This window comes from Flavobacterium sp. N502540, assembly GCF_025947365.1.
Taxonomy (GTDB): Bacteria; Bacteroidota; Bacteroidia; order Flavobacteriales; family Flavobacteriaceae; genus Flavobacterium.
Genome location: NZ_CP110012.1, coordinates 2,441,081 through 2,463,835, shown reverse-complemented (window position 1 = coordinate 2,463,835; position 22,755 = coordinate 2,441,081). Strand labels below are relative to the sequence as shown.

The window sequence follows — 22,755 nt, the reverse complement described above, 5'->3', positions numbered from 1 at the left end:
GCATAGTAACCCTACTACGCAAATTTAACATTTTTTAAAAACCAAAAATTCTTTATTTGCTCAAATTACTTCTTTTCTTCTTCACTGATCAAACCCTGATTCCAGATTTTAATTTTATCCGAAGCTTTGATTCCGCTTTTCACCTGAACGTAAATTCCGTCGCTTACTCCTAATACTAAATCTCTTCTTTGAAATTTCTGAGGGTTAGTTTCAATCTCAACATAAGGCTTTTGTGTCTTTTTATCAAACTGTACCAATGCTTCTTTTATTGCCAAAACTTTATCTGCTTTTTCTAAGATAATTGAAGCGTTTGCACTTAAACCTGCTCTGATAAAAGTAGCATCTCTGTTCACTAAAGCTGCTTTAATTTCAAACTGAATTGCTCCGTTTTCTACAACTCCTTTAGGCGCAATATCGGTCAGAGCAGCTTCAAATTTTTTATTCTCGATCGCTCCAACGGTGATTTCAATTGGCATTTTTACTTTGATTTTCCCTACTTCAGATTCGTCAATTTTTCCAATAAAAATCATTCTTCCCACATCTGCTACGCTCGCAATAGTAGTTCCTTCATTAAAGTTATTACTCTCAATAACCTGATTTCCTACTTTAACCGGAACTGCCAGTACCATTCCGCTTACTGTTGCACGGATTAACGTATTGGCATAATTTCCAAATGAAGTTGTTGTTCCTGTTTTAACAATATCTAAACTTTGCTTTGCTGCCAGATAGTTTTGCTTGGCTTGTTTGTAGGCTAATTGTGCTGCATCAAAATCATTTGCTGAAATTACGTCTTTATCGAACAATGTTTTTTGTCTTTGATATATTTTTTCCTGATTGTCTAAAGCAATTTTGGCAGTCTGTACCTGATTCTGGGTACTGCTTACGTTAGAAACATTGGCTACAACTCTAATTTTGGCAATCATATCGCCGGCTTTAATTTTCTCTCCCGCTTTGATATACACTTCTTCGATAATACCTGAGATGTTTGGTTTGATTAGGACCTCTTCATTAGGCTGAATATTACCGGTTGCAATGGTATTCTTAACGATGGTTTTAATCTCTGCTTTCTCCGTTTTAAATACAATTGGAGACTCTTGATTCTTAGCGTACAGGTAATATAGTGCGCCAAAGAAAACGATAGCAATAAAGATTAAAATGGTTACGGTTACTCCTTTTTTCATTGTGTTTTCAGTTTAATTCGATTATATTCTGATTGATAATTTATTCTGTTCGTAAAGCATCTACAGGCTTCACATTAATTGCGGTTTGTGCCGGAATAAACCCTGCCAGCAAACCAGATCCTACTAATATTATTAAAGCTACAAATACGACTCTTAAATCGACACTTGGATTAGCAAACATCGTATTACTATCTGGCGGCATCGAAGCTAAAGCCATGTTTAAGAGCGCGATAATTCCGGTCGCTACAGCAATGCCCAGCATTCCCGAAATAATCGTTAAAAATATAGATTCCGATAAAATTTGCCCACGAATCGCTGCAGGAGTTGCTCCTAAGGCTCTTCTGATACCTATTTCTTTGGTACGCTCTTTCACTACAATGAGCATGATATTTGAAATACCAATTACTCCCGAAATCAAAACCAATGTCCCCACAAAATAGGCAATGATTTTTAAGATGTTAAATAAACTTTGCACTTTATTGTACTGTTCGTATAAATCAAAATTCCCAACCGCTCTTTCATCAGCAGGATTAATTGAGTGAAGTGCTTTTATTTTTTCTAAAATTTTTGGTTTTAAATCGGTAATAGATGTTCCGTCTTTTGCGGTTAGTGCCATCCAGCCTACTTTATCTCCAAAATTAAAAGCCTGCTGAAAAGTAGTAAACGGAATAAATATATTTTTCTGCTCCTGCTCTGCATTCCCTCCCTGCTGTTTTGATTTATAGACACCCACGACCATGAAATTGATCCCGTTGATTTTCACATACGTTCCAATCGCTTCTTCTTCTTTTCCATAAAGTTCATTGATCACTCCTTTACCAATTACCGCAACTTTTCGTCTTTCGAGAATGTCCTGCTGATTGACAAATCGTCCTTTAAGAATATCCATCGGCTGCTGCTTGATCAGCTCCGGATAATCTCCATAAATGGTAAATGCTGAAGTTTTGGTACCACGAACTACATTATTGGTTCCGTTAAAATCACCCAGCTGATTTCGGGGGGAGACGTACACTAAATCCGGTAAAGCTTCTTTTAATGCTGCAACATCGCTATTTCTGAAATCATAACGGCGTATTTTAGGCAAACCTTTGTAGGCTTTTGTTGTGGTCTGACTCCACATAAACATGGTGTTTGTGGCAATTCCGTCAAAACCTTTCTTAACTCCGTTCTCTAAACCGTTTCCGGCAGCCAGCAATATCACCAAAATAAAGATACCCCAAAATACACCAAACGCCGTTAACACCGTTCTAAAAACATTGGCTGTTAAAGCCTGTAAAATCTCGTCCCAATTATCTTTCTTAAACATAATTATTCGTCTCTAAGTGCTACAATAGGTCTAATTTTGGCTGCATGATAAGCTGGAAAAAAACCTGCTAGGGCGCCTGCAAATATGAGCAGCGCCAGTGTAGTTAACGCCACACTAAAATCGACTTCCGGATTTCTAAAATATTCACTTTGCACCAGCGGTCCAACAAATTCCAATAACGCTAAACTAGCCAGTAAGCCTGTAAATCCAGCAATAGTGGTAATAAAAATAGACTCATGAAGAATCATCGAAATGATTGAAAACGGAGAGGCTCCAAGTGCTTTTCGTATTCCAATTTCTTTTGTTCTTTCTTTTACAATGATCAGCATAATGTTACTTACTCCCACAACTCCGGCAATGATGGTACAAATACCAACCCACCAAAAGAACAATCTGATATAAAGATTTAAATCATAAAACTGTTTCGCCTCTTCCACTGAATTATAAACACCTATGCCGCTATTATCTTCAGGCGCAATAACATTTTTACTTTTCAATAAGGCCTTTATATCTGCTGTGAATTTTCTTGATTGCGCCAGTGCCTCATCGTAATTCATTTTTTTATTTAAAACAAACTGCATTGCGTCTATTTTATCACCGGCTCCATAAGTGCGCTGATTCGTCGTCATAGGCATATAAACCCTTGATTCTTCACGCTCTCCTGAAGGATCTGTAAAAACCCCAATCACTTTAAAATTAATATTATTGACTAAAATCTCTTTTCCTATCGCATCTTGCCCTTTAAACAGATCTTGCTCTACCTTCAAACCAATAGCCGCCACTTTCGCGTTATGTATCATATCACTATTATTAATGAAGCGTCCTTTAATAATAGTTGCATTTTCAAGATAGACATAATCCGAACTAATCCCTCTAAACAGATAATTTCCTGATTCTTTCCCGTAACTCACAATCCCACCCCAGGTACTACGAACAGGTGATTTTTTATCAATCTCATCACCAAACTTTTTAACCGGAAGGTCATAATCGCTATTTCTTAACTGAATTTGCCTTCCCGGGTTTAGTCCTTTATATTCTTTAGTTGTTGCTTCAGACCAGACTTCAATTATTCCTTTTGCGTCATTTTCAAATTGTTTCTCGATTCCGTTCTGAAGCCCTTTACCTGCTCCGAGCAAAATCACCAAAATAAAAATCCCCGACGCTACAGAAACTCCGGTAAGAAATGTTCTCAACCGGTTTTTAGAGATTGCCTCGAATATTTCCTGCCAACGCTCAATATTAAACATAAGATGAAGCTCTAACTTGTTCTACCTTTTTATCATCGATAATTAATCCATCTTTCAGGACCACATTTCTTTTGCACATTGCGGCAATATCAGGTTCGTGAGTTACGATCAGGATTGTTTTTCCTTCATCGTTAATCCCCTGAATCAGTTCCATAACCTCATAAGACGTCTTAGTGTCTAATGCTCCTGTTGGCTCATCTGCCAATAAAACTTTTGGATTTGAAGCCAGAGCTCTTGCAATGGCAACACGCTGTTTCTGACCTCCTGAAAGTTCATTGGGTAAATGATGAGAATGCGAACCAAGTCCAACTTTCTCTAAATATTTCATAGCGATGTCGTAACGCTCTTTTCTTTTGATTCCCTGATAATACAACGGCATTGCAACGTTATCGAGAGCGGTTTTATAATTGATCAGATTGAAAGACTGAAATACAAATCCCAAAAATTTATTGCGGTATTTAGACGCTATTGTTTCGTTTAACTTTTTGATCGGGGTTTTATCTAAAATATAACTACCGGAATCAGCCTCGTCCAGAATTCCTAAAATATTCAAAAGTGTCGATTTCCCTGATCCTGATGATCCCATAATTGCAACCAGCTCACCTTCTTCAATATTAAAATTAATTCCCTTTAACACGTGTAACTCCGAACTACCCATTTTATAGGATTTGTGCAAATCTTTAATCTCGATCATGGTAAAATTTGTTAAATTTTAGAACAATAATAACATTTTTCTTAACTTTTTTATGGTAAGAAAACGTTAATAATTATCTCTACTTCTCTGAATAAGACTCACACCTTTGCTAATTGTTACACATTTTTACAATAATATAATTGTTTTCTTAATTTTGTCAGACTAAAAAAAAATCATAACGATGAAGTTTTCTTCCATTATCTCCTTATTCACGCTACTTGCCGTACTTGCAGGCTGCTCTACAGCCCAAAAACTGGAAACTCTAAAACCGGAGCCGGATGACGCAAGTCCGTTAGTTTACGAAGCAAATCCCTCCTTTATCAATTTACCAATTACAGTAAAACTTAGCGATATTGAAAATCAAACCAATACCCTTTTAAACGGATTGATTTATGAAGACAATACGATCGACGACGACGATATCGAAATGAAAATCTGGAAGCAGGCTCCTATAAAAATTCAAAATGACCCCGCAAATCCAGACAAGAAAATAAAAACAATCCTGCCTTTAAAAGCCACTATTAAATATCGAATCGGTACCAAAAGACTAGGTGTTGAACTTTACGATACCAGAGAGTTTAATCTGAATGGTATAATCACCCTTTCCAGTGAAGTGGCGCTGACAAATTGGAAATTAAACACTAAAACGGAGTTTAAATCATTAGACTGGAGCGAAAGTCCGACCATGCAGGTTTTTGGCAAAAGCATGCCTATTACTTATCTGATAAACCCGGCAATTTCTATTTTTAAATCAAAAATCGAAAAGAAAATAGATGAGGCTATCGAAAAATCGATGGATTTTAAACCAAATGTTTTAACTGCTTTAGAGAAAATATGCACTCCCTTTCAACTGAGTGACACTTATGAAAGCTGGCTTAGGATTGTTCCTGTTGAAGTGTATTCAACAAATGCCAAATTAAAAAATGATCAGTTTTTACTGGACATGGGAATGAAATGCAACATGGAAACCATCGTAGGCAAACAACCTGAATCGAAATTCAGTGCCAATAAAATCATATTGAAACCTGTCGCTAAAATTCCTAATCAGATTTCAGCAAACATTGCTGCCATATCTACCTATGTTGATGCTTCAAAGATTATGACGAAGAATTTTGCAGGTCAGGAATTTGGTTCGGGCAGCAAAAAAGTGACGGTAAAAAATGTATCCATCTGGCATAAAAACGGAAAGATGGTTATTGCTCTTGATGTTTTAGGCTCTGTAAACGGAACGCTTTATTTAAACGGATTTCCTCAATACAATCCTCAGACTAAAGAAATTTACTTTGAAAAACTGGATTATGTTTTAGATACCAAAAGCAGGTTAATGCGCACTGCAAGCTGGCTGGGTCAAGGATATGTTTTAAGAAAAATGGAAGAGAGTTGCCGTTATTCGATACAACCCAATCTAGAGGAAGGTAAGAAAAACATGGCGGCTTATCTTAAAAACTATTCTCCAATGCCGGGTGTTTTTGTCAATGGAAAAATGGAAGACATCCAGTTTGATAAAATTCAGCTGACCAATCAGGCCATTATTGCCTTTATCAAAATAAACGGTACAGTGAATGTCTCAGTTAACGGTTTGAAATAATAATTAGGTAATGAGATAATTAGAAAATTAGATAATGAAAGAATTGCCACATTATCTAATTTTCTAATTGACTAATTATCTGTTTTTTTCTTTTTTGACTGGTACATTCTGTAAATCAGAACACCTATTACTGCCACCAGTAAATACGGAATAACCATTAAATATACGATTCCATTATTTACTGCTTCTGCTTTTTTAACATTTGAATCTCCACCAAGCGCTGCACGACACATCGCACATTGAGCATTTGCGCTCAAAGAAAAGAGAATAGACACCAGAATATAGAAGTATTTCGTTGATAAAAAATTCACAAACCTACTTCTATTTGCTTTTCTATTTTCTTTATTCTTTAATCTATTTTCCATTTTAAGCATAGTAAGGAGAAATCATTAAGTAAACTACAACACCGGTAACCGCAACATACAACCAGAGCGGGAATGTTATTTTAGCAATTTTTTTATGCCTGTCAAAGCGTTTCGCTAATGCTCGTACGTACGTAATCAATACCAATGGAATAATGGCTATAGACAATAAAATATGAGTCACCAAAATAAAGAAATAGATATAACGAATTGCTCCTTCACCACCAAATTTAGTAGAATCAGAGGTCATGTGATACGCTACATACATTACTAAAAAAGCTACCGAAAGTCCAATCGCAAAAGTCATTAGGCGCTCATGAAGCTTACGTTTTCCATTTTTAATCGCCAGTACTGCCCAAACTAAAACTACAGCGGTAATACCATTTGTTGTTGCGTAAATTGGAGGCAGAAACGAAAGCGGTTCTACTTCAATTCCTAAGTCCTTCAATTTTACTCCAAATAAAATGGCTACCACAAGTGGAATTACAATTGAAACCGCAACAATAAACTTACTGAATTTTTTCTCTAATGAATGATCTTCCATTTCTACTCTTCTAATAATATTTTAATATCTTCCTGTATGTCTCTAACTCCTTTTTTATCTAATCCGTCATAATAGATATTTGGGTTTCCAAATTCATCTTTTCTGCAACGAATATTTCCTTCTTTATCAATTAAAGCGAACAAACCTGAATGTTCAAAACCACCGCTCACTTTTTCATTCTCTCCGGCATATAAATTGAATCCTTTATTAGACAATTCCATGATCGTATTTTTATCCCCCGTTAAGAAATTCCAGGTAGAAGATTTTACGCCTAATAACTTCGCATGTTCTTTTAAAACCTGTGGTGTATCATGTTTAGGATCGATTGTGATGGATACGATTCCGAAATTTGGATTTCCGAAAAAAGTCTTTTCAATCTCCAGCATGCTTAAATTCATTTTCGGGCAAATTGACGGGCAAGTGGTGAAGAAAAATTCTAACACATACACTTTTCCTTTGTAAGTATCATTCGAAACTTTAGCATTGTCCTGATTGGTTAATTCAAATTTTGGCGCTGGTCCAATTTTCATCAATTTACCATCCGATTTTGAAGTTTTCAATCCTACATTGTCCAGACGGTTCCCTTTTACAATGTCGCCGTTTTTAACTCTGTCAACAATTTTAGGAACGGCATAAATTCCAAAAATTAAAATGATAAACGAAATACCGATATATGATTTATTCTTAAACATGATAGAAAGATTAAAGTTGTTTTGTTGCGTTGTGATTCTTTTTTAGAGCAGCACGATATTCGTATAAAATGATTTTAAAATCATCCAGCATTTCATTGCTTAACTCTGAAGGATGAAAAGTGTCATACCCTTCTTTATATTCAGCTGCATCTTTTCTTCCTCTAAGATTTCTTTCTTTATCGACAATAAAAACATTCGGAGTTCCAAGATTCTGATCTAATTTTCCTTTTAACTTTAGCTGATTGTAGAATGTTTGAATTTCTTCAGGTGAAGCGAAAACAAAGTTCCAGCCTTTCACGTCTGTAAAAGGTTTAAGAGCATCTACTACTTTTTGAGCATCGGCTTCAGTTCCCAACGGGCAAAGTATTACAAACTGAAGATCTTCAAAACCGTTATAGCGTTTGTAAATTTTTTCGTTTAAGTTAAAATAATTCCCCCGATTGCTTAAAATTTCAGATCCTGAAAAACCAAGAACCGTAATCTTTTTATCCAGCAAAACTTTCTTACCGTTCAGCGATTTCCAATCACCGAAATCTTTAATTTTTGGCGTTATAACAGGAAGTGTAGTAAAGCTGTTGACACCTGAAGCAAAAAACAAATAGGCTACAATTGGCAAAACAAAAAGAGCAAAAAGAACTATATTTTTTTTCATTATATCTGTACAAGTTATTGAGGTACAAAAATAAAAAAATCCCGATGTTATCGGGACTCTTTTCGAATTAATATCATGTTAAAAATTCCATTTAATAGTAGAATCTTTAAAAACCCCATAAATATAATGTCCTTCTGTTAACAGAATAAACAATAAATATAATACCAGGAAAATAACCGGTGCTACAACAGACCATCTAAGGCTGCTTTTTTCACCTTCCATGTGCATAAATGCCCATACTATATAATATGCTTTGAATATTGTAAGGATGTAAAAAATCCAGTTCAATAAATTCAAGCCAACAAAATGATTAAACTCTAATGATGCAGGTTTGTAGATACCTAAAATAACCTCTACTGTAGTTACTACTGATAGTAATGCAAAAACAAACCAGATTCTTTTTGTATTTGATACGTGCTCGTGTGACATAATAATTAAAATCTAAAATTAAACTAAGTAGAAAACTGTAAATACAAATACCCAAACTAAATCGACAAAGTGCCAGTATAGACCAACTTTCTCTACCATTTCGTAGCTTCTTCTTTTCTCGTAAGTACCTAATAATACATTAAAGAAGATAATGATATTAATGATAACTCCTGAAAATACGTGGAATCCGTGGAATCCTGTGATGAAGAAAAAGAAATCAGCAAATAATTTATTTCCGTATTCGTTTCTAATCAAATTAGCACCTTCTACAACATATTTAGCACTTGCTAAACGAGCTTCAGACTCTTCTCTTGATAAAACTGTTTTTTTCTTTTTGTCTGTAAGATGCTCTGTTCTGATTAAAACTTCAGGATGAGCTTTAAAACCTGCCTGAATTTCTGCAACTGTATAGGTTGGCTGTGCCTGAGCATCTTCCATAAACCATGTTGAATGACTTCTTGTTAAAGCTTCTCTTTGTTCCGGTAATTTAACCGCAAAATCAGCAAGAGCAACTCTTTTACCATCTTTATCAACAAACTGTAATAAACTTCCACCTGCTGTTTCAACTGCTCCGTACTCTCCTTTAATGAAGTTTTTCCACTCCCAGGCTTGAGAACCTACGAAGATTAAACCTCCAATAATAGTTAAGAACATATAAATTGCAACCTTTGTTTTTTTCAATTGGTGACCTGCATCAACAGCCAAAACCATTGTTACAGATGAGAAAATCAAAATAAAAGTCATTAAGGCTACATAATACATTGGTGCCGCAACGCCATGCATAAAAGGAAAGTGAGTAAACACTTCATCAGCCAAAGGCCAGGTTTCAATAAATTTAAATCTTGAAAAACCATAAGCAGCAAGGAATCCAGAGAATGTTAAGGCATCTGATACGATAAAAAACCACATCATCATTTTACCATAACTTGCTCCTAATGGCTGGATCTCATGACCGCCTCCCCAAGTTTTTTCGTCGTTGTTTGCAGTAGTTACTGTCGCTCCCATAAAAGATATTCGTTAAAAAGTTCCCAAATTTACGTTTTTTTCTTATTTAAAGAAATATAAAAATAAAAATAAATACAACCATAATAAATCCAAAAAGTGCCAATACATCGCACCTAGTTCTATACCAAGAGTTTGAGTCGAATTGTATTTTTGTTTAAAATGATTATAAATTATAATTAAAAGTGAAATTAATCCTCCAGCCAAGTGTAACAAGTGTGTCACGGTTACTACATACAAAAATGTTGTAGTAATTGAGCTACCTTCTCCTGTAAAATAATACCCGCTTTCAACGATTTGTCCAAAACCTGCAAATTGCAGTACCACGAACAAAATCCCTAAAGCTAAAGTTCCCAAAAGTAAAGCTGTAACAGCACTTCTATTGTCTTTCTGAATGGCTTTTTTAGCCAGGTAAAAAGTAACGCTGCAAGCCAAAATAACCGCTGTACTATAATAAAATGCCGTTGGCAATTCAAAGTTCTTCAACCAGTCGGCTCTTGATTTACTTACCACAAAAGCACTTGTAAGTCCGGCAAACATCATGGTCATACTTACCATTGCAAACAAGAGGATAAGTTTTGCCGATTTGGCTTCCCTTAGCTTCTCTTCAGCCGCCGTTTCTGTTTTTGTCATTGTCATTTCCATAACTATCTTAAAAATTTATCTACTATAAATACGATTTGCAGTAACGAGATATACGAAACACTTACCAGCATTAAAGTTCTCGCTGCTTTTGGTGTTCTTAACTGATACAGACGTACTGCATAAAACAACATCCATAAACCTAACAAAAACACTAAAATTGCTGCTATTGGCGAGATAAACAATTGCCCTGTATATCCTAAAACCGGTAATAACGAAGCAACAATCAACCAAACTGTATATAAAATAACCTGCAAAGCGGTTCCTTTATCTTTTTTTCCTGTTGGCAACATGAAGATTCCGGCTTTCTCATAATCTTCATACAAAAACCAGCCAATTGCCCAAAAATGAGGAAATTGCCAGAAAAACTGAATCAAAAACAGTGTTCCGGCTTCTATACCAAATTCTCCCGTAGCTGCAACCCACCCTAACATGAAAGGAATTGCTCCCGGAAAAGCACCTACAAAAACAGACAATGAAGTTACCGTTTTCAAAGGGGTATAAATACTGGTGTATAAGAATATGGAGATTGCGGCAAACATAGCCGACTTAGCATTTATGGTGTAAAGCAAGGCAATACCAATAATAGTAAGCAAACTTGCCACAAACAAAGCCATTTTTGGAGACATGCGCCCTGAAGGAACCGGACGATTTTTGGTTCGGTCCATTAAAGCATCGATATCTTTTTCGATCACCTGATTAAATGCATTCGAAGCTCCAACCATGCAATATCCACCGATTGCCAAAACTGCCAAAACACTCCATTTAAAAGGATGTTCCTCATTAACTCCCAATAAATATCCGGCTACAGAAGAGAACAATACACTGATTGCTAAACCAGCTTTGGTAATCTCTTTGAAATCGGTAAATATTGATTTTAGTGAAAATGTATTTTTAGTCGTGTTCAATACAGTAATTATTTGTATGTTTTTTTTTGAGTGGTGCAAATGTACAAATTAGATTGTAGAATTTAGACCTATAAAATTAGATTTTTTTCAATAAAACCTTTACAAAATAAGGACTTGCAAATCTTTAACACTATTATATCAAAAAATCTTATTAAAAACACTAGTAATCAAAATACCAATTGAAGATATCGGAACGCAATCCAATAGAAAACCAGGTGGTACTTTGCTTAAAAGTTGTGGGTGTATTTTTCGTAGGATCAAAATTTCGATATAAAAAACTTCCGAACAGTTTCAGATTAGTCATCGGGTTTATCAGGTATCCCCCTTGTATATCTGCTATAAAAACGTTTGTTTTATTTCCCTGCCCTACTTTTACACCTTTATCATACGGTCGTTTCTCATCATAATTTTTATAAATGTTACTTCCGTAATTAAAACTATCTTCAGCGGTATCAAAGTCTAAACCTCTTTTTCCAACGGTAAATTTCGCATCAGCAAAATAACGTCCTTTATGGTAACGTCCGATTGCAACCAGTTCCGAAAAATTACCTCCCCATTGGTGCCCTATACTCTGATTGTTGTGCCCGTAATTAGTGATCACCGCACTGTGTGCATACACATACGGACGCACATGATTGTATTCCAGCTGCAGCAGCAAATCTTTTACTTCAAATGCATTGAAATATTTTGCTCCAAACTGGTATCCAAATTTATTTTTCCAACTACCGTCTCCGCTTTTCATATCTCCTAGTGAGAATTCATCCAATAAAAACTGAGCATACAAATTAATATTATTGCTCCACTTGTATTTAGACGTTACTCCCAATAATGCATTTCCACTTCTTGATGATGATGCAAACTCAACAGAACGGTAGAAAATAATTGGATTCACAAAATTAATATCAAAACCTCTATTATTTGTATCGGTCCAGACTACTGATTCAAAAAAACCTAAGTTCAGTTTGTTAGATACGTTCCAGCTTAGGTAATGATTGGCCATGAATTTTGTGGCATAAGTTCTCTCCAAGGTCACATCCGGACGAACATCTTTGAGCCACATGTAAGTATTCGTGTATTTTATTTTCCAGAAGGTCGTATTGATTTTAAAATACGGATACGGACTTGCTCCGTCACTTTCAAGTAATGAGCGGTATCCATCACCAATAAAATTCCTTCCATAACCCAATTGCAGATCAAAAAATTTACTTGGTGCGTAGGTAATATTTGCTTCTGCTAAAGGGAAATCATAAGCATCTGTTTTGAATCGTTTCGCAATCCCCATTCCCGGAAGAATGGCCGGATTTCCTCCTGACGGTTTTAAGCTTTCGGCAAAATCATTATAATAACCCGCAAATCGTCCCTGACTTTCAAAGATCGTTGTGGTAAAATTGATTTGTTTTCCTAATCCTCCTCTGAAATTTAAGGCACGTGTATTTACGTAGGTGTAGGAAGCATCCAGATCTGAGGCTTTTCCCATTTGTAAATCCACAATAGGATTTAAGGACAGCCAATAGTCTTCTCCCTGAATCTGAACCATATTTTCATTCCAGAATTTTCTTCCCAACCAAGTGGAAACATTTTTTTGAAGGGATTGATTTACTGCTTTTAAATTATAATATTTTGAAACTTCAGCATACGTATAAGGCTTTGATGCGGTATGATTATTACTTCCCACCTGATTCATTGCTTTATCAAACTGTGCATAATAACTGTGTGAAAACGGAATACTCAAATGACTTTCAAATTCCGGATTGTTGTATTTTTTATACACAATACTATCCAATTCTGTCATTGGTTTTTCGATAGGCTTTAAAATTTGGGCAGCGGCCAATGCTTCCTGAGCAATCTGATCGGCACTTTTCAAAGGAATATCGATCGAAATGGTGTACTTGGAGTAAGTTGCTTTTCCGTTATAGGTCGAAGGCTTTATTTTGGGAAACTTCTTAAAAACACGTTTAGCTTCTTCTGATAACGCATCGTTTAACGCGTTTACATAAATTACTTTGAACTCGCCATTTGCATCTACTTCGAATAGCACTTTTACTTCTCCTTTATAGTTGGCTTGTTTTAGATTTTCAGGCACCTGATAATTCTGAAATACAAAATCCTGCACTTCTTTATAAAAACAATTTTCAAGTTGTTTGGATTGAAGATTTTCACAGTTTGGAAAAACCGGAAACTGTTCTGCAGTAAAACCGGGCTTGATTGAAGTATTGTTACTTTCCTGCGAAAAAGCAAACAAAGCGGTTAAGGTTAAAATAAAAGACAGGGCAATCTTATTCACGTAAATTTAGGTTTTTATTTAATATTGATTTGAGGTATTCCCTCCATCCGCAATTGTTTTTGCAGCAGAGGTTCCGATTCGTTTTACACCTAATCGAATCATTTCTATGGCATCCTGATAAGACCGAACTCCTCCGGCAGCTTTAACAGGCAAAGGCGATGCGTTTTCCAGCATCATTATAATTGTTGGAAGGGTTGCTCCGTTTGGTAAATCGTTTTCGGTTTTATAAAATCCTGTGGATGACTTCACGAAAACTGAACCATAGTTTTCTTCTTTAAAATGAGACATCACTACATTTTTAATCAATGCCGAAAGCTGAATTATCTGTGTATCATTTAAGGCGGCAACTTCAATAATCCATTTCACTGTTTTATTGCTTGCAAGACCAATTTGTGTTCCCACTAAAATCTCTTGTTTAACCAGGTCAACATCCCCTTCTTTGAATGCCTTATAATTGCAAACAAAATCCAGATCATCTGCTCCGTCTTCTATTGCTTTGTTGGCTTCTTTTAATTTAGATTCTAAATCTGAGTCTCCTTCAGGAAAGTCTATAACGGTACCTATCAGTAAAGTCGAATTGGCTTTATGAATCATTTCTTTTGCCAAAACCACCTGTTCGGGCCGAATCATGATGAGTTTAAAACCTTCGCGAATTGCCTCTTCAATAGCATTTTTAACCACAAGGGTATTTTCTGCTTCCGAAAGTCCTGCCTGGGAGGCTGTTTTTAAATAAGTAGAGTCCAGATATTGCTTAACATTCATGATTTGTGCGTGTTCTGAGAATTCTGCAAAAATACATTTAAAATTAGAATGAACCACAAAGGCTGAGAAGATTTACGTAAAGCCAACGAAGGTTTCCTCTAAAACAAAGGAACATCATTAAATTAGATGATTTTAGAATAAAAATTAACGATTGCTGATTTTTGATTTAATGCTTCTCAATAGTTCAATTATCAATTTTATACCCTCTCAAACATCTGAAATCAAAAATCGTTAATCAAAAATCTGAAATCTTTTTATCCATTTTTTCCTGACTAAATAACATTGCTCGCAAAGTCGCGAAGCCACAAAGTTCTGACCAACCTTGAAAGCGTTAAGATTAGAGCACAAAAAAACCCACCAAAGTGGGTTTTATATTCTTAAATTTTATCGATTTGTTTTTTAAAAACTATAGCGGCAAAGATGCCAAAAATAGCTCCAAGTGCATTGGCTAAAACATCTGTTACATCTGATGCTCGTGTAACCGTTAAAACACTTTGCAGAATTTCGATTGTAATTCCGAAAAAAACAGAAAATATAAATGAAATTAAATAGGCCTTGTAATCGTCCGGTGCTTTTCCTTTCAGCTCTTTTTTGAAAAACAAAATCCAGGAAATTGTAAATCCAAAATGAAAACAAAAATGGACAATCTTATCTATACTCGGAAAATTTATCGCCGGAATATTACTGGAATCTGTCAAACAAAAATAAGTAATGATTCCTGAGCAGATAATTGCCCAGATTAAGAGCAATTGTTTAGGCACCTATAAGTTCTTTATAAGCATCAGCAGACAATAAAGAATCAATTTCTGATGCATCAGCAATTTTAATTTTAATCATCCATCCATCTCCGTAAGGATCAGAATTCACAGTTTCAGGTTCGCTTTCAAGGTTTTCATTGAAGGCAATGATTTCTCCTGTTAATGGTAAAAACAAATCTGATACTGTCTTTACAGCTTCAACTGTTCCAAAAACCTCATCTCTGTCAAGTTTCTGATCTAAAGTTTCTACTTCAACATACACGATATCTCCTAACTCTTTTTGTGCAAAATGAGTAATTCCTACTGTTGCAACATCTCCTTCGATGCTAACCCATTCGTGATCTTTTGTGTACTTTAAATTTGCTGGTATGCTCATAATAGTTGTGTGTTTGAAAATTGATAGTTTAATAATTGAGGCACAAATGTAATAATCTTCTAATAAAATCCCCTTTAGAAATTAAAAATTAATTCCCAAAATTATATCGAAGTGTAAATCCTGATCTAATATTCGTTAAAGGGAATGCTGTCGAGATTACAGCTTTCGAAAACGAATGATCGTAGTAGAATATTGCAGTCAGGTTTTTACTGAATGCATAATCTGCCGTAAGTTTTAACGACCATATATTTTGTCCTGCGGCTAATTGGTTGTTGTCATAATCTAAATAGCGCACTAAGGTTTCATTATTTCGATACGAGAAGTCACACTTAATATTGATATCACTTTTTATAATTCCTGTTGGTGAATCGGCAAGTCTTGAGGAGAAAATTACATCTTTAAAACGATAGCCCAGACCCACAACATATTCCATTCCTTTTACTTCGGTCAACAAATTATTATCAAAACTCATAGACAAAGCTCTGTCTTTTTTAATCTCTGTCAATACACGTAATGAACTTTTCAATTCAAAATCCATTCGGATTAACGGACTGAACTGCTCTACGAGGTTAATATTAGACATGATGGTTTTGTTAAAGAAATTAGTATTGACATCCTGTCCGTTAGGCTTCTCTATATAGTCAAAATTCGATCTGAACTGGTTAATGGTATACGATGCTCTGTAATTATGCTGTAAAGAAAAACGCTTGAATTTGTCTTTGAAATATTTATAACGCATTAAACCGTTGTACTTAACACTCCAGTTTGGAATTGGGAAATTTCTGAAAATATCTGTTGAACTGCTTGATGCACTACTTCCCGTATAGGCCGCTAAAAATGCTGGCAATAAAACTGCCTGATTGCTTTTGGTAAATCCTATCGGATACCCTTCGTTAGCAGTATATACTTTATAATTCGGATCTGTCGGAGCCGGAATTGGATTATTGGCATCGCCGTATCTCGGAATTGGTGCTCCTGCACCATAACGCTCCTCTGCCAAACGGTTTGCTATAATCATACGGTTGTTTCTAAAATCATCAAATGCGGCAGACTCTGTTGCGGTGCTGGTCGAAAATGCTGTTTTTATAAGCACTGTCGAAATAGAGAACATTCCATAATTATAAGGTGACAAAGCCTTATAATCTAAATCTCCTGTCACATTATTTTTAACAACACTATACTGCTCTGAATTATTCTCAGAATAATTACGATCCATGTTCAGGTCAATTTTCAAATCAGGCAATAAATCGATATTCGCCGTTACTTTCAGGAGCTTATTGGTTACCTGAGTAAAACTTTGATTAAATTCCTGATAAGTGGTTAGCCATCCTCTTTTCGCCGCTTCAAAACGAATGTCGTCCTGACTTCCGAAAACGAATCCTAGAGTAGGCCTCGATGTTCCGAAGAAACCAATACCCGGTGTATACCCTGGTAAAACGGTTCCACTATTCACGGTATAATTGACCTGAACGTTTTTTATACTGGTCAGAATACCAATCATACCGTCATAAAACGGACTGCTAGTGGTAGCCGGTTTTGCCGTATTTACAATTTTCTCTCCCGGTTTTGGCGGTGCAGCAGCTTTAGGTTTTGCTCCTGTTTTTGACCCCGGAGTTAATCCTAAATACTTGTACAGCATGTTCATGTTAAGCGTTGTCGTTAGCGTATTCGAATTGGCATTCTGAATAGTGTTTCCTAAATCAACCGTACTTCCAGTGACAGGATCCACATATTCAGATAATGCAGTCGACGCACGCTGCCAGCTATAATCGGCAGTATACGAATAATTTGCTTTGATGAAGCTTAGTACCGGAATTTTGTGAATTGGAATATCATAATTCAACACTAACTGCTGTACGTGCTGATTTGGCGTTCCAATATCAAAATAATCGTCCCAGATATTAAAATCCTGTTTTGGTGTATTGTCATCATTTAGAAAATTCCTTACGATATTATTGGATGCAGCTGTATAGTTAATTTTTAAAGATTTCGTTAAATTGAAACCAAAACCGTACTGATAATTAAAGGCAAAGTTTCGTCTGTACAACGGATCAAGACCAATTCCCTGTACTTCCACTTCTCTAAATTGCTGACGGTTACTTTGTCTCAAAATATTTGTGTTAAAGGAAACATTTGAAGGCAAATAATTAAAATTAAAATCGCTCAGCATTTTCCAATACTCACTTTTCTTCATAAACTTAGTCTTCTTGAACGGAACCACTTCTTTAGGCTGGAAGGTGTACGCATAATTCACGGCACTATTCGACTGCTCGTCTACGTAATCTGCCACTTCATAATCGTGACGTTCTACCTGATTGTACGATTGTGAAAAGGTGAAATTTTCAACATCATAAACATGCGGTTTCTGTTCCGGTGCTCTGTCTTTTCTTACGCCGATAAAGTTGATACTTCTTCTTTTGGTGTAATCAACAGCTCTGGTTCTGATGTTTTCTTTCTCTGCCTCATCAGTCGTTTCTTTAATCAGCTGTTTTAATTTTATATCCTGATTGAACGGGTCGTATTCCGGTGTGATAACTTCTTCTCCAATTGCGTAATTAAATGGCAAATTGATTCCCCATCTGTGTGGCAATAATTTCCCTAAATTCAAATTGGTAACAATATTATACTGCTGTAGATCTTCACGGCTTCTCTCGTTTGCTCCTTGTTCTAAAGATCCAAAACCAATGGTACTCTTTTTACCGGTAGCCGATACGGTAGCAAAATCTGCCATATTGGTGTCGATATTTAAAATTGCTGCCATACCGCCTTTGTTCTCCAGATCGGCCATTCGAAGTTCGTTGAACCAAATCTCTCCTTTAATGGTTTTATGATCTGCCCTACTCTTAACTCCCACCATCAAAGTTCGGACTAAACCAAAATTAGGATTTCCTTTGATTCCTAATCTTAATCTGCCGTCTCCATCACCTCCGCCAACACTTAGATCGTCGTCGGGATAATAAATCCCGTTAACATCTCTTTTATCAGAATTAATATCAATAGTCATCCCCTTAATTTTCATTCGGGTCAATAACTCCAGTGCTAAATCAATATTGTTCTCTTCCAGCCAAACCTGATCCGGACTTATGCTACAGGACCCTCCGGTTCTGGTCACTTTTAAAGGAACCTCGACCTGATAGAAGTTTTGTGTAAAGTCATTTCCAAAACGGATAAAACCTACCATTTCATCATCGAGTAACGTGTTTTCGTTTGGCAATGATTCAGCATGTAAAAACATTTTCAGTTTTTTGTACTGACGCATGTCTACACTTACATTCTTAAAAACAGCTCTTGAATCCTGATACTGTAATCCTGAACCGCTAACTCTAACCGCTAGGGCTTGCTCATTTTGATTGATAATGGTATTGTTATTATACAGCTGCTCTCTACGAACACCCGGCGGTACCACATAATTCACAGGGCATTTTGTACCATTCTCCTGAATGTTTACTGCTGCAACATCAAACTCCGTTCCGTCGTCAGCCGGATTCGTATCGTTGGCATCAAGTGTACCGGTAAATCTTCTCCATTCTCCCCTCACTAAATCCAAAGCTCCAAAACGAACAGTCATCTGATTACTAAAACCAGTCATGAACATACGCATGAAACGAATCGATCTGAAATCGGTAATATTTCCGATAGTATTTTGCGGTTGGGCAACGGGAATTTTAAACTGAATCCATCTTGCTGTTGTCGTTGATCCGTTTGGCAATTCAACATTGCTTACTTCACGAATGTCCGTAACGAAATTCTGCCCTACCTGCATTCCCGGTTTTACATCGATGCTATATTCATAATACGCATTAATTGTACTCATGGTATTGTCACGGTTGATATCTTCAACATCCGGTAAAGTTGTTGATCCACGGTTTGGGGAATCGATACTTACGGGAGAGTTTCCTTCTGTACCATTGTAATTTTTATAACGTTCTAAAACGCCTCCATCAGTATTTAGATAATAGGTATAATCGTCTCCGGCCGGATCTGTCTCTCCACCATAATTTGTATATATTTGAGCTTCTTTCGCATTGGGTAAACCGTCTAAACCAACATCCTGATTGCTACGATTCCCTGCATTGTTATCAAAGGCATAAATTAAAGATTGTGATGCCGGAACATCTCCCCAAAGCGGTCTAGGGTTTACCATGATCTGATCCGGGCCTAATCCGTTTTCATATTGTTTTCTTCCGTCTTTTAATACGTCTTCTGAGATTTCTCCTAAGTTGAAATAAATTTTTCCGGTATTATTAACTGCTGCTTCTCCGTTACCTACATAAGGGTCCATCACCCAAAACTGGATGTACTCGACATTCCCCTGTTCGAAGTTGGTCGAATTTAGAGCACGCATGATTCCTCCAAAATTAGAACTGGCGGGACTTGCACCAAAATTCGGATTATTGTTATAAGGTCCGCGGTTAGACGGATAATACGTTAAGTCTAGTGTATTCACTACCTGAATCTGTCCCTGAGCAATATCTGTATTTGGATATAATTCCCGGCTATAAATACGTCTCGTGGTATTTAATGACAAATCATCATTTGAAATACCCGATGGTTTTGAAGCGTAAAAGACAGGGTCGATAGTATACCAGGACAATTTTGCACGTTTAAAGCCATATTCTAATGTAGTTGAATTGGCATTAAAAGTATTGTCATTGATAGAATTTACAAATGGTGTCGAAGCCAAACTCCACGCATACGCTGATCGCATGTCGATGGTAGACTGAGAACCTTCGAAGTCATCAATATAAATGGTTGCCTCACCTTCGAAATCACTGGCTTTTGGAGCATCCGGTTTTAAGAAAGCTACTTCTCCTCTTATCGAAAGATTGGAAGGAACATCTGTATCTATGTTTGGTAATTTGTTAACTAATCTGGTGAAGAAAGGAACTTCGGTGGAGTAATTCCCATTGAATCCAAAGATCGTATTGTTTACAGATTCCTGACCGTAACTTGATTTTTGAGTAAACGGTCTTTCGTTCATTTTCAAATAAGTTCCTCCTACAATAAATTTATCTGAAATTTTATGTTCAACATTGAAACCTATAAATCTTCGGGTCTGTTGTCCGAAAATTGAGTTGTTCTCCAATGACACCTCAATTGGTGTATTGGAAGCCTGAAGTGAAGGATCTAAAATCTGAACACGTCCTAATTGGTAATCTACACTATAATCGATCCCTTCTACCAGTCTTCTTCCGGCAGCCATAACCACAACAGATCCCTGCGGAACATTAAACGCTCCGATTGGAATACCATTGCTTCCTGATGATTTGTATTTTCCTCTTAGTAAAAATTTATTCTTATCACTGTCCTGCAAAGCTCCGGACTGTGTGTTTCGGTACATGTTTCTGAACACATATCTTTTCTGATTGGCATTATAGGTCGTTGGATCGTCGTAGTTCTCAACCGAACCTGTATTTTGTAACTTTTTAAATAACAACTCTCCAAAAGGCTCTTTGGTACTAAAAATAATTCGAGCATTCTGAACGTCTACTGTAATTCCCGGAATATAATCAAAGAAACCATCTCCTCCGGCTTGCGGATCATTGTTATAATTTAATCGGTCCAGATTAAAGACATTCAACAAAGGCGTCAGCTCTACTTTATTATCTGCAGTAGGATTTGCAGGGAATGTTGTTCCTGGTACCGGTGAAATATAATTGATTGGAGAAGGATCTGTATAAAGTATGTTTAGTCTGAAATCGTCTTGTTTGATTTGATACGCCTGAGGAATTTGGTATACGTTTTTCATCATCAGATTCCAAACCGGATTCTGAACGTTCGTCAAATTACTCTTCAGCATTTTCAACACTAAACTCTGAGTGATGATCGCTTTATTGGCATTGTTGTTTCCGGTCACTACGGTTCCGTCAACTCCATCACTTCCAAACTCTCCGACCTGATATACTTTTCCTCCAACAGTGTATTCAAATGCTACTGCTAAAATTTCGTCATTGGCCAAACGCTGCTGTAAGGAAATGTATCCCAATTGTGGATTGAAAGTAAATTCGTTTGCGGTTAATTTTCTGGCGTTTTCTAATACAGAATAATCTGTTCCTTCGCTGGTATTTGCGTTATTAAATCCTGATTTTGCAGTTACGATTTCTCTAATATTAGAGTTTAGGTAGGCTCCTGGTTTTCCAATAGTAGCCGGATCGTATTTATTGTTATCATTTCTTGTTGGTGCATCAATACTAGCATTAAAAAAACCTACAGAATTGCTTATAACTACAACTTGATTATCAGGTATGCCAGTAATTTGAGCTTCACCTAAATCCTGAAGCGCGATAATGTTACGTAAGTTATTGTTGTTGGTTGCTACTCTGTTTTGTTTGTTGGTTACCCAAACTTCTATTCTTGTTACCTGAACACGGCTTTTGATTAATGGATAACCCCTTAATGATTCGTCATATATGTTTCTAAAGTATTGTGATAAGAAGAAATGTCGGTCATTATCATAATCCAGCGCATACAAATCAAAATTCTGAACGGTACCGCCACCTTCTGCAACTATACTCTTGGTTTGCGATTTCTGTTCTGAGAAAACTCCGGTAACGGTTGTCTTACCAAATTGCAAGACTGTTTTAACTCCGAACAAACTTTGGGCACCTCGAATAAGGGTACTGTTTAAAGGCATACTCACGTTACCTACTTCCACTTTCTGAACAATATCATCTTCTGAAGGCGTATAGGCAAGTTTAAATAAATTTTGAAAGGCAAAAGTAGACTGGGTATCATAATTAGCATTTACCTCTAATCTGGTTCCTACTTTCCCCAGCAAACTCATACTGATTCGCTGATCGAAATCAAAAGTAAGGCTGGATCTGTTTCTTGGTGAAAAAGCCGGATTATCCTGTTTGGTATATCGGATCCCCAAGTCCATTTCTACTGACCCTGTTGGCTTTACGTCTATGGTATTACTTCCGAAGATACTTTCGAAAAGTCCTGAATTGATATAATATCGCGGTAATAAATTCTTTTTAGCGGCTTCACTTCCTGACTTTTTACCATCAATAGCATCTGCTTTTTTTCTGAAATAATCCCTTCTGGATTCTTTCAAAACTAAATCTTCGTATTCCTTAGGCGTTAATACAATTGGGTAATTGATATTAAAACCGTCTACTGAACTGGTGTAAATGTAGCGATCGGTTATAGGATCATACCGATAGGCCGAAAGTATGCTTGGCGGATTTCCTATTTCTACTTTACCAACGGAGAATTGTGTTTTAGTTGTATCTTGAACTGTAGGATTTACTTGCGCACGCAAAACATTACCGCAAAATAAAAACAGTAAAAAAATACAAATTTTACGCATACTAGTTGGTTTAAAT

General features: G+C 36.3%; 18 protein-coding genes. 1 reads left to right on the top strand and 17 read right to left on the bottom strand.

Features of this window, described 5'->3' with window-relative positions; genetic code table 11:
* Window positions 1-65: 65 nt before the first annotated feature.
* From OLM58_RS10625 to OLM58_RS10610, 4 genes are read right to left on the bottom strand one after another with little or no spacing between them, the layout of a single operon-like run.
* Entirely contained in the window at window positions 66-1,181 is a 1,116-nt protein-coding gene (locus OLM58_RS10625; RefSeq protein WP_264532251.1) for an efflux RND transporter periplasmic adaptor subunit, read from the bottom strand.
* Window positions 1,182-1,221: 40 nt separating this feature from the next.
* Window positions 1,222-2,487, bottom strand: coding sequence for an ABC transporter permease (locus tag OLM58_RS10620; RefSeq protein ID WP_264532250.1), 1,266 nt, complete (start codon window positions 2,485-2,487; stop codon window positions 1,222-1,224).
* Window positions 2,488-2,489: 2 nt separating this feature from the next.
* Window positions 2,490-3,734, bottom strand: a complete 1,245-nt coding sequence (locus OLM58_RS10615) for an ABC transporter permease (RefSeq protein WP_264532249.1) — start codon at window positions 3,732-3,734, stop codon at window positions 2,490-2,492.
* Window positions 3,727-4,428, bottom strand: a complete 702-nt coding sequence (locus tag OLM58_RS10610) for an ABC transporter ATP-binding protein (RefSeq protein WP_017497898.1) — start codon at window positions 4,426-4,428, stop codon at window positions 3,727-3,729. Before OLM58_RS10610 ends, OLM58_RS10615 begins: the two co-directional genes overlap by 8 nt.
* Before the next feature lie 181 nt (window positions 4,429-4,609).
* On the opposite strand from OLM58_RS10610, the gene OLM58_RS10605 reads away from it, so the two are divergent.
* On the top strand, window positions 4,610-6,016 hold the full coding sequence (locus OLM58_RS10605; protein ID WP_264532248.1) for a DUF4403 family protein: 1,407 nt from the start codon (window positions 4,610-4,612) through the stop codon (window positions 6,014-6,016).
* A 71-nt stretch (window positions 6,017-6,087) separates the two neighbouring features.
* On the opposite strand, the gene OLM58_RS10600 is transcribed toward OLM58_RS10605, so the two are convergent.
* From OLM58_RS10600 to sprA, 13 genes are all read right to left on the bottom strand, one after another.
* A complete protein-coding gene (locus tag OLM58_RS10600; RefSeq protein ID WP_264532247.1) occupies window positions 6,088-6,390 on the bottom strand; it encodes a hypothetical protein in 303 nt (100 codons plus the stop codon).
* Window positions 6,383-6,922: a DUF420 domain-containing protein gene (locus OLM58_RS10595; protein ID WP_264532246.1), complete on the bottom strand. Its 540-nt coding sequence runs from the start codon at window positions 6,920-6,922 to the stop codon at window positions 6,383-6,385. Before OLM58_RS10595 ends, OLM58_RS10600 begins: the two co-directional genes overlap by 8 nt.
* Before the next feature lie 2 nt (window positions 6,923-6,924).
* Entirely contained in the window at window positions 6,925-7,614 is a 690-nt protein-coding gene (locus OLM58_RS10590) for an SCO family protein (protein WP_017497894.1), read from the bottom strand.
* Between the two features lie 10 nt (window positions 7,615-7,624).
* Complete coding sequence (locus OLM58_RS10585; RefSeq protein WP_017497893.1) at window positions 7,625-8,266, bottom strand: hypothetical protein; 642 nt, start codon at window positions 8,264-8,266, stop codon at window positions 7,625-7,627.
* A gap of 78 nt (window positions 8,267-8,344) precedes the next feature.
* Window positions 8,345-8,695, bottom strand: a complete 351-nt coding sequence (locus tag OLM58_RS10580) for a cytochrome C oxidase subunit IV family protein (RefSeq protein ID WP_017497892.1) — start codon at window positions 8,693-8,695, stop codon at window positions 8,345-8,347.
* A gap of 18 nt (window positions 8,696-8,713) precedes the next feature.
* Entirely contained in the window at window positions 8,714-9,700 is a 987-nt protein-coding gene (locus tag OLM58_RS10575) for a cytochrome c oxidase subunit 3 (RefSeq protein WP_017497891.1), read from the bottom strand.
* Window positions 9,701-9,742: 42 nt separating this feature from the next.
* Complete coding sequence (locus OLM58_RS10570) at window positions 9,743-10,342, bottom strand: heme-copper oxidase subunit III (protein ID WP_264532245.1); 600 nt, start codon at window positions 10,340-10,342, stop codon at window positions 9,743-9,745.
* A gap of 2 nt (window positions 10,343-10,344) precedes the next feature.
* On the bottom strand, window positions 10,345-11,247 hold the full coding sequence (cyoE, locus tag OLM58_RS10565) for a heme o synthase (protein WP_264532244.1): 903 nt from the start codon (window positions 11,245-11,247) through the stop codon (window positions 10,345-10,347).
* Window positions 11,248-11,407: 160 nt separating this feature from the next.
* Window positions 11,408-13,531 (bottom strand): energy transducer TonB, encoded by a 2,124-nt coding sequence (locus OLM58_RS10560; protein ID WP_264532243.1) that lies wholly within the window; start codon window positions 13,529-13,531, stop codon window positions 11,408-11,410.
* Window positions 13,532-13,549: 18 nt separating this feature from the next.
* Window positions 13,550-14,293 (bottom strand): deoxyribose-phosphate aldolase, encoded by a 744-nt coding sequence (gene deoC, locus OLM58_RS10555; protein WP_264532242.1) that lies wholly within the window; start codon window positions 14,291-14,293, stop codon window positions 13,550-13,552.
* Window positions 14,294-14,670: 377 nt separating this feature from the next.
* On the bottom strand, window positions 14,671-15,054 hold the full coding sequence (locus OLM58_RS10550) for a VanZ family protein (protein WP_264532241.1): 384 nt from the start codon (window positions 15,052-15,054) through the stop codon (window positions 14,671-14,673).
* Window positions 15,047-15,427 (bottom strand): glycine cleavage system protein GcvH, encoded by a 381-nt coding sequence (gcvH, locus tag OLM58_RS10545; RefSeq protein WP_026110132.1) that lies wholly within the window; start codon window positions 15,425-15,427, stop codon window positions 15,047-15,049. Before gcvH ends, OLM58_RS10550 begins: the two co-directional genes overlap by 8 nt.
* 88 nt (window positions 15,428-15,515) lie before the next feature.
* Window positions 15,516-22,739 (bottom strand): cell surface protein SprA, encoded by a 7,224-nt coding sequence (sprA, locus tag OLM58_RS10540; protein WP_264532240.1) that lies wholly within the window; start codon window positions 22,737-22,739, stop codon window positions 15,516-15,518.
* Window positions 22,740-22,755: the final 16 nt, after the last annotated feature.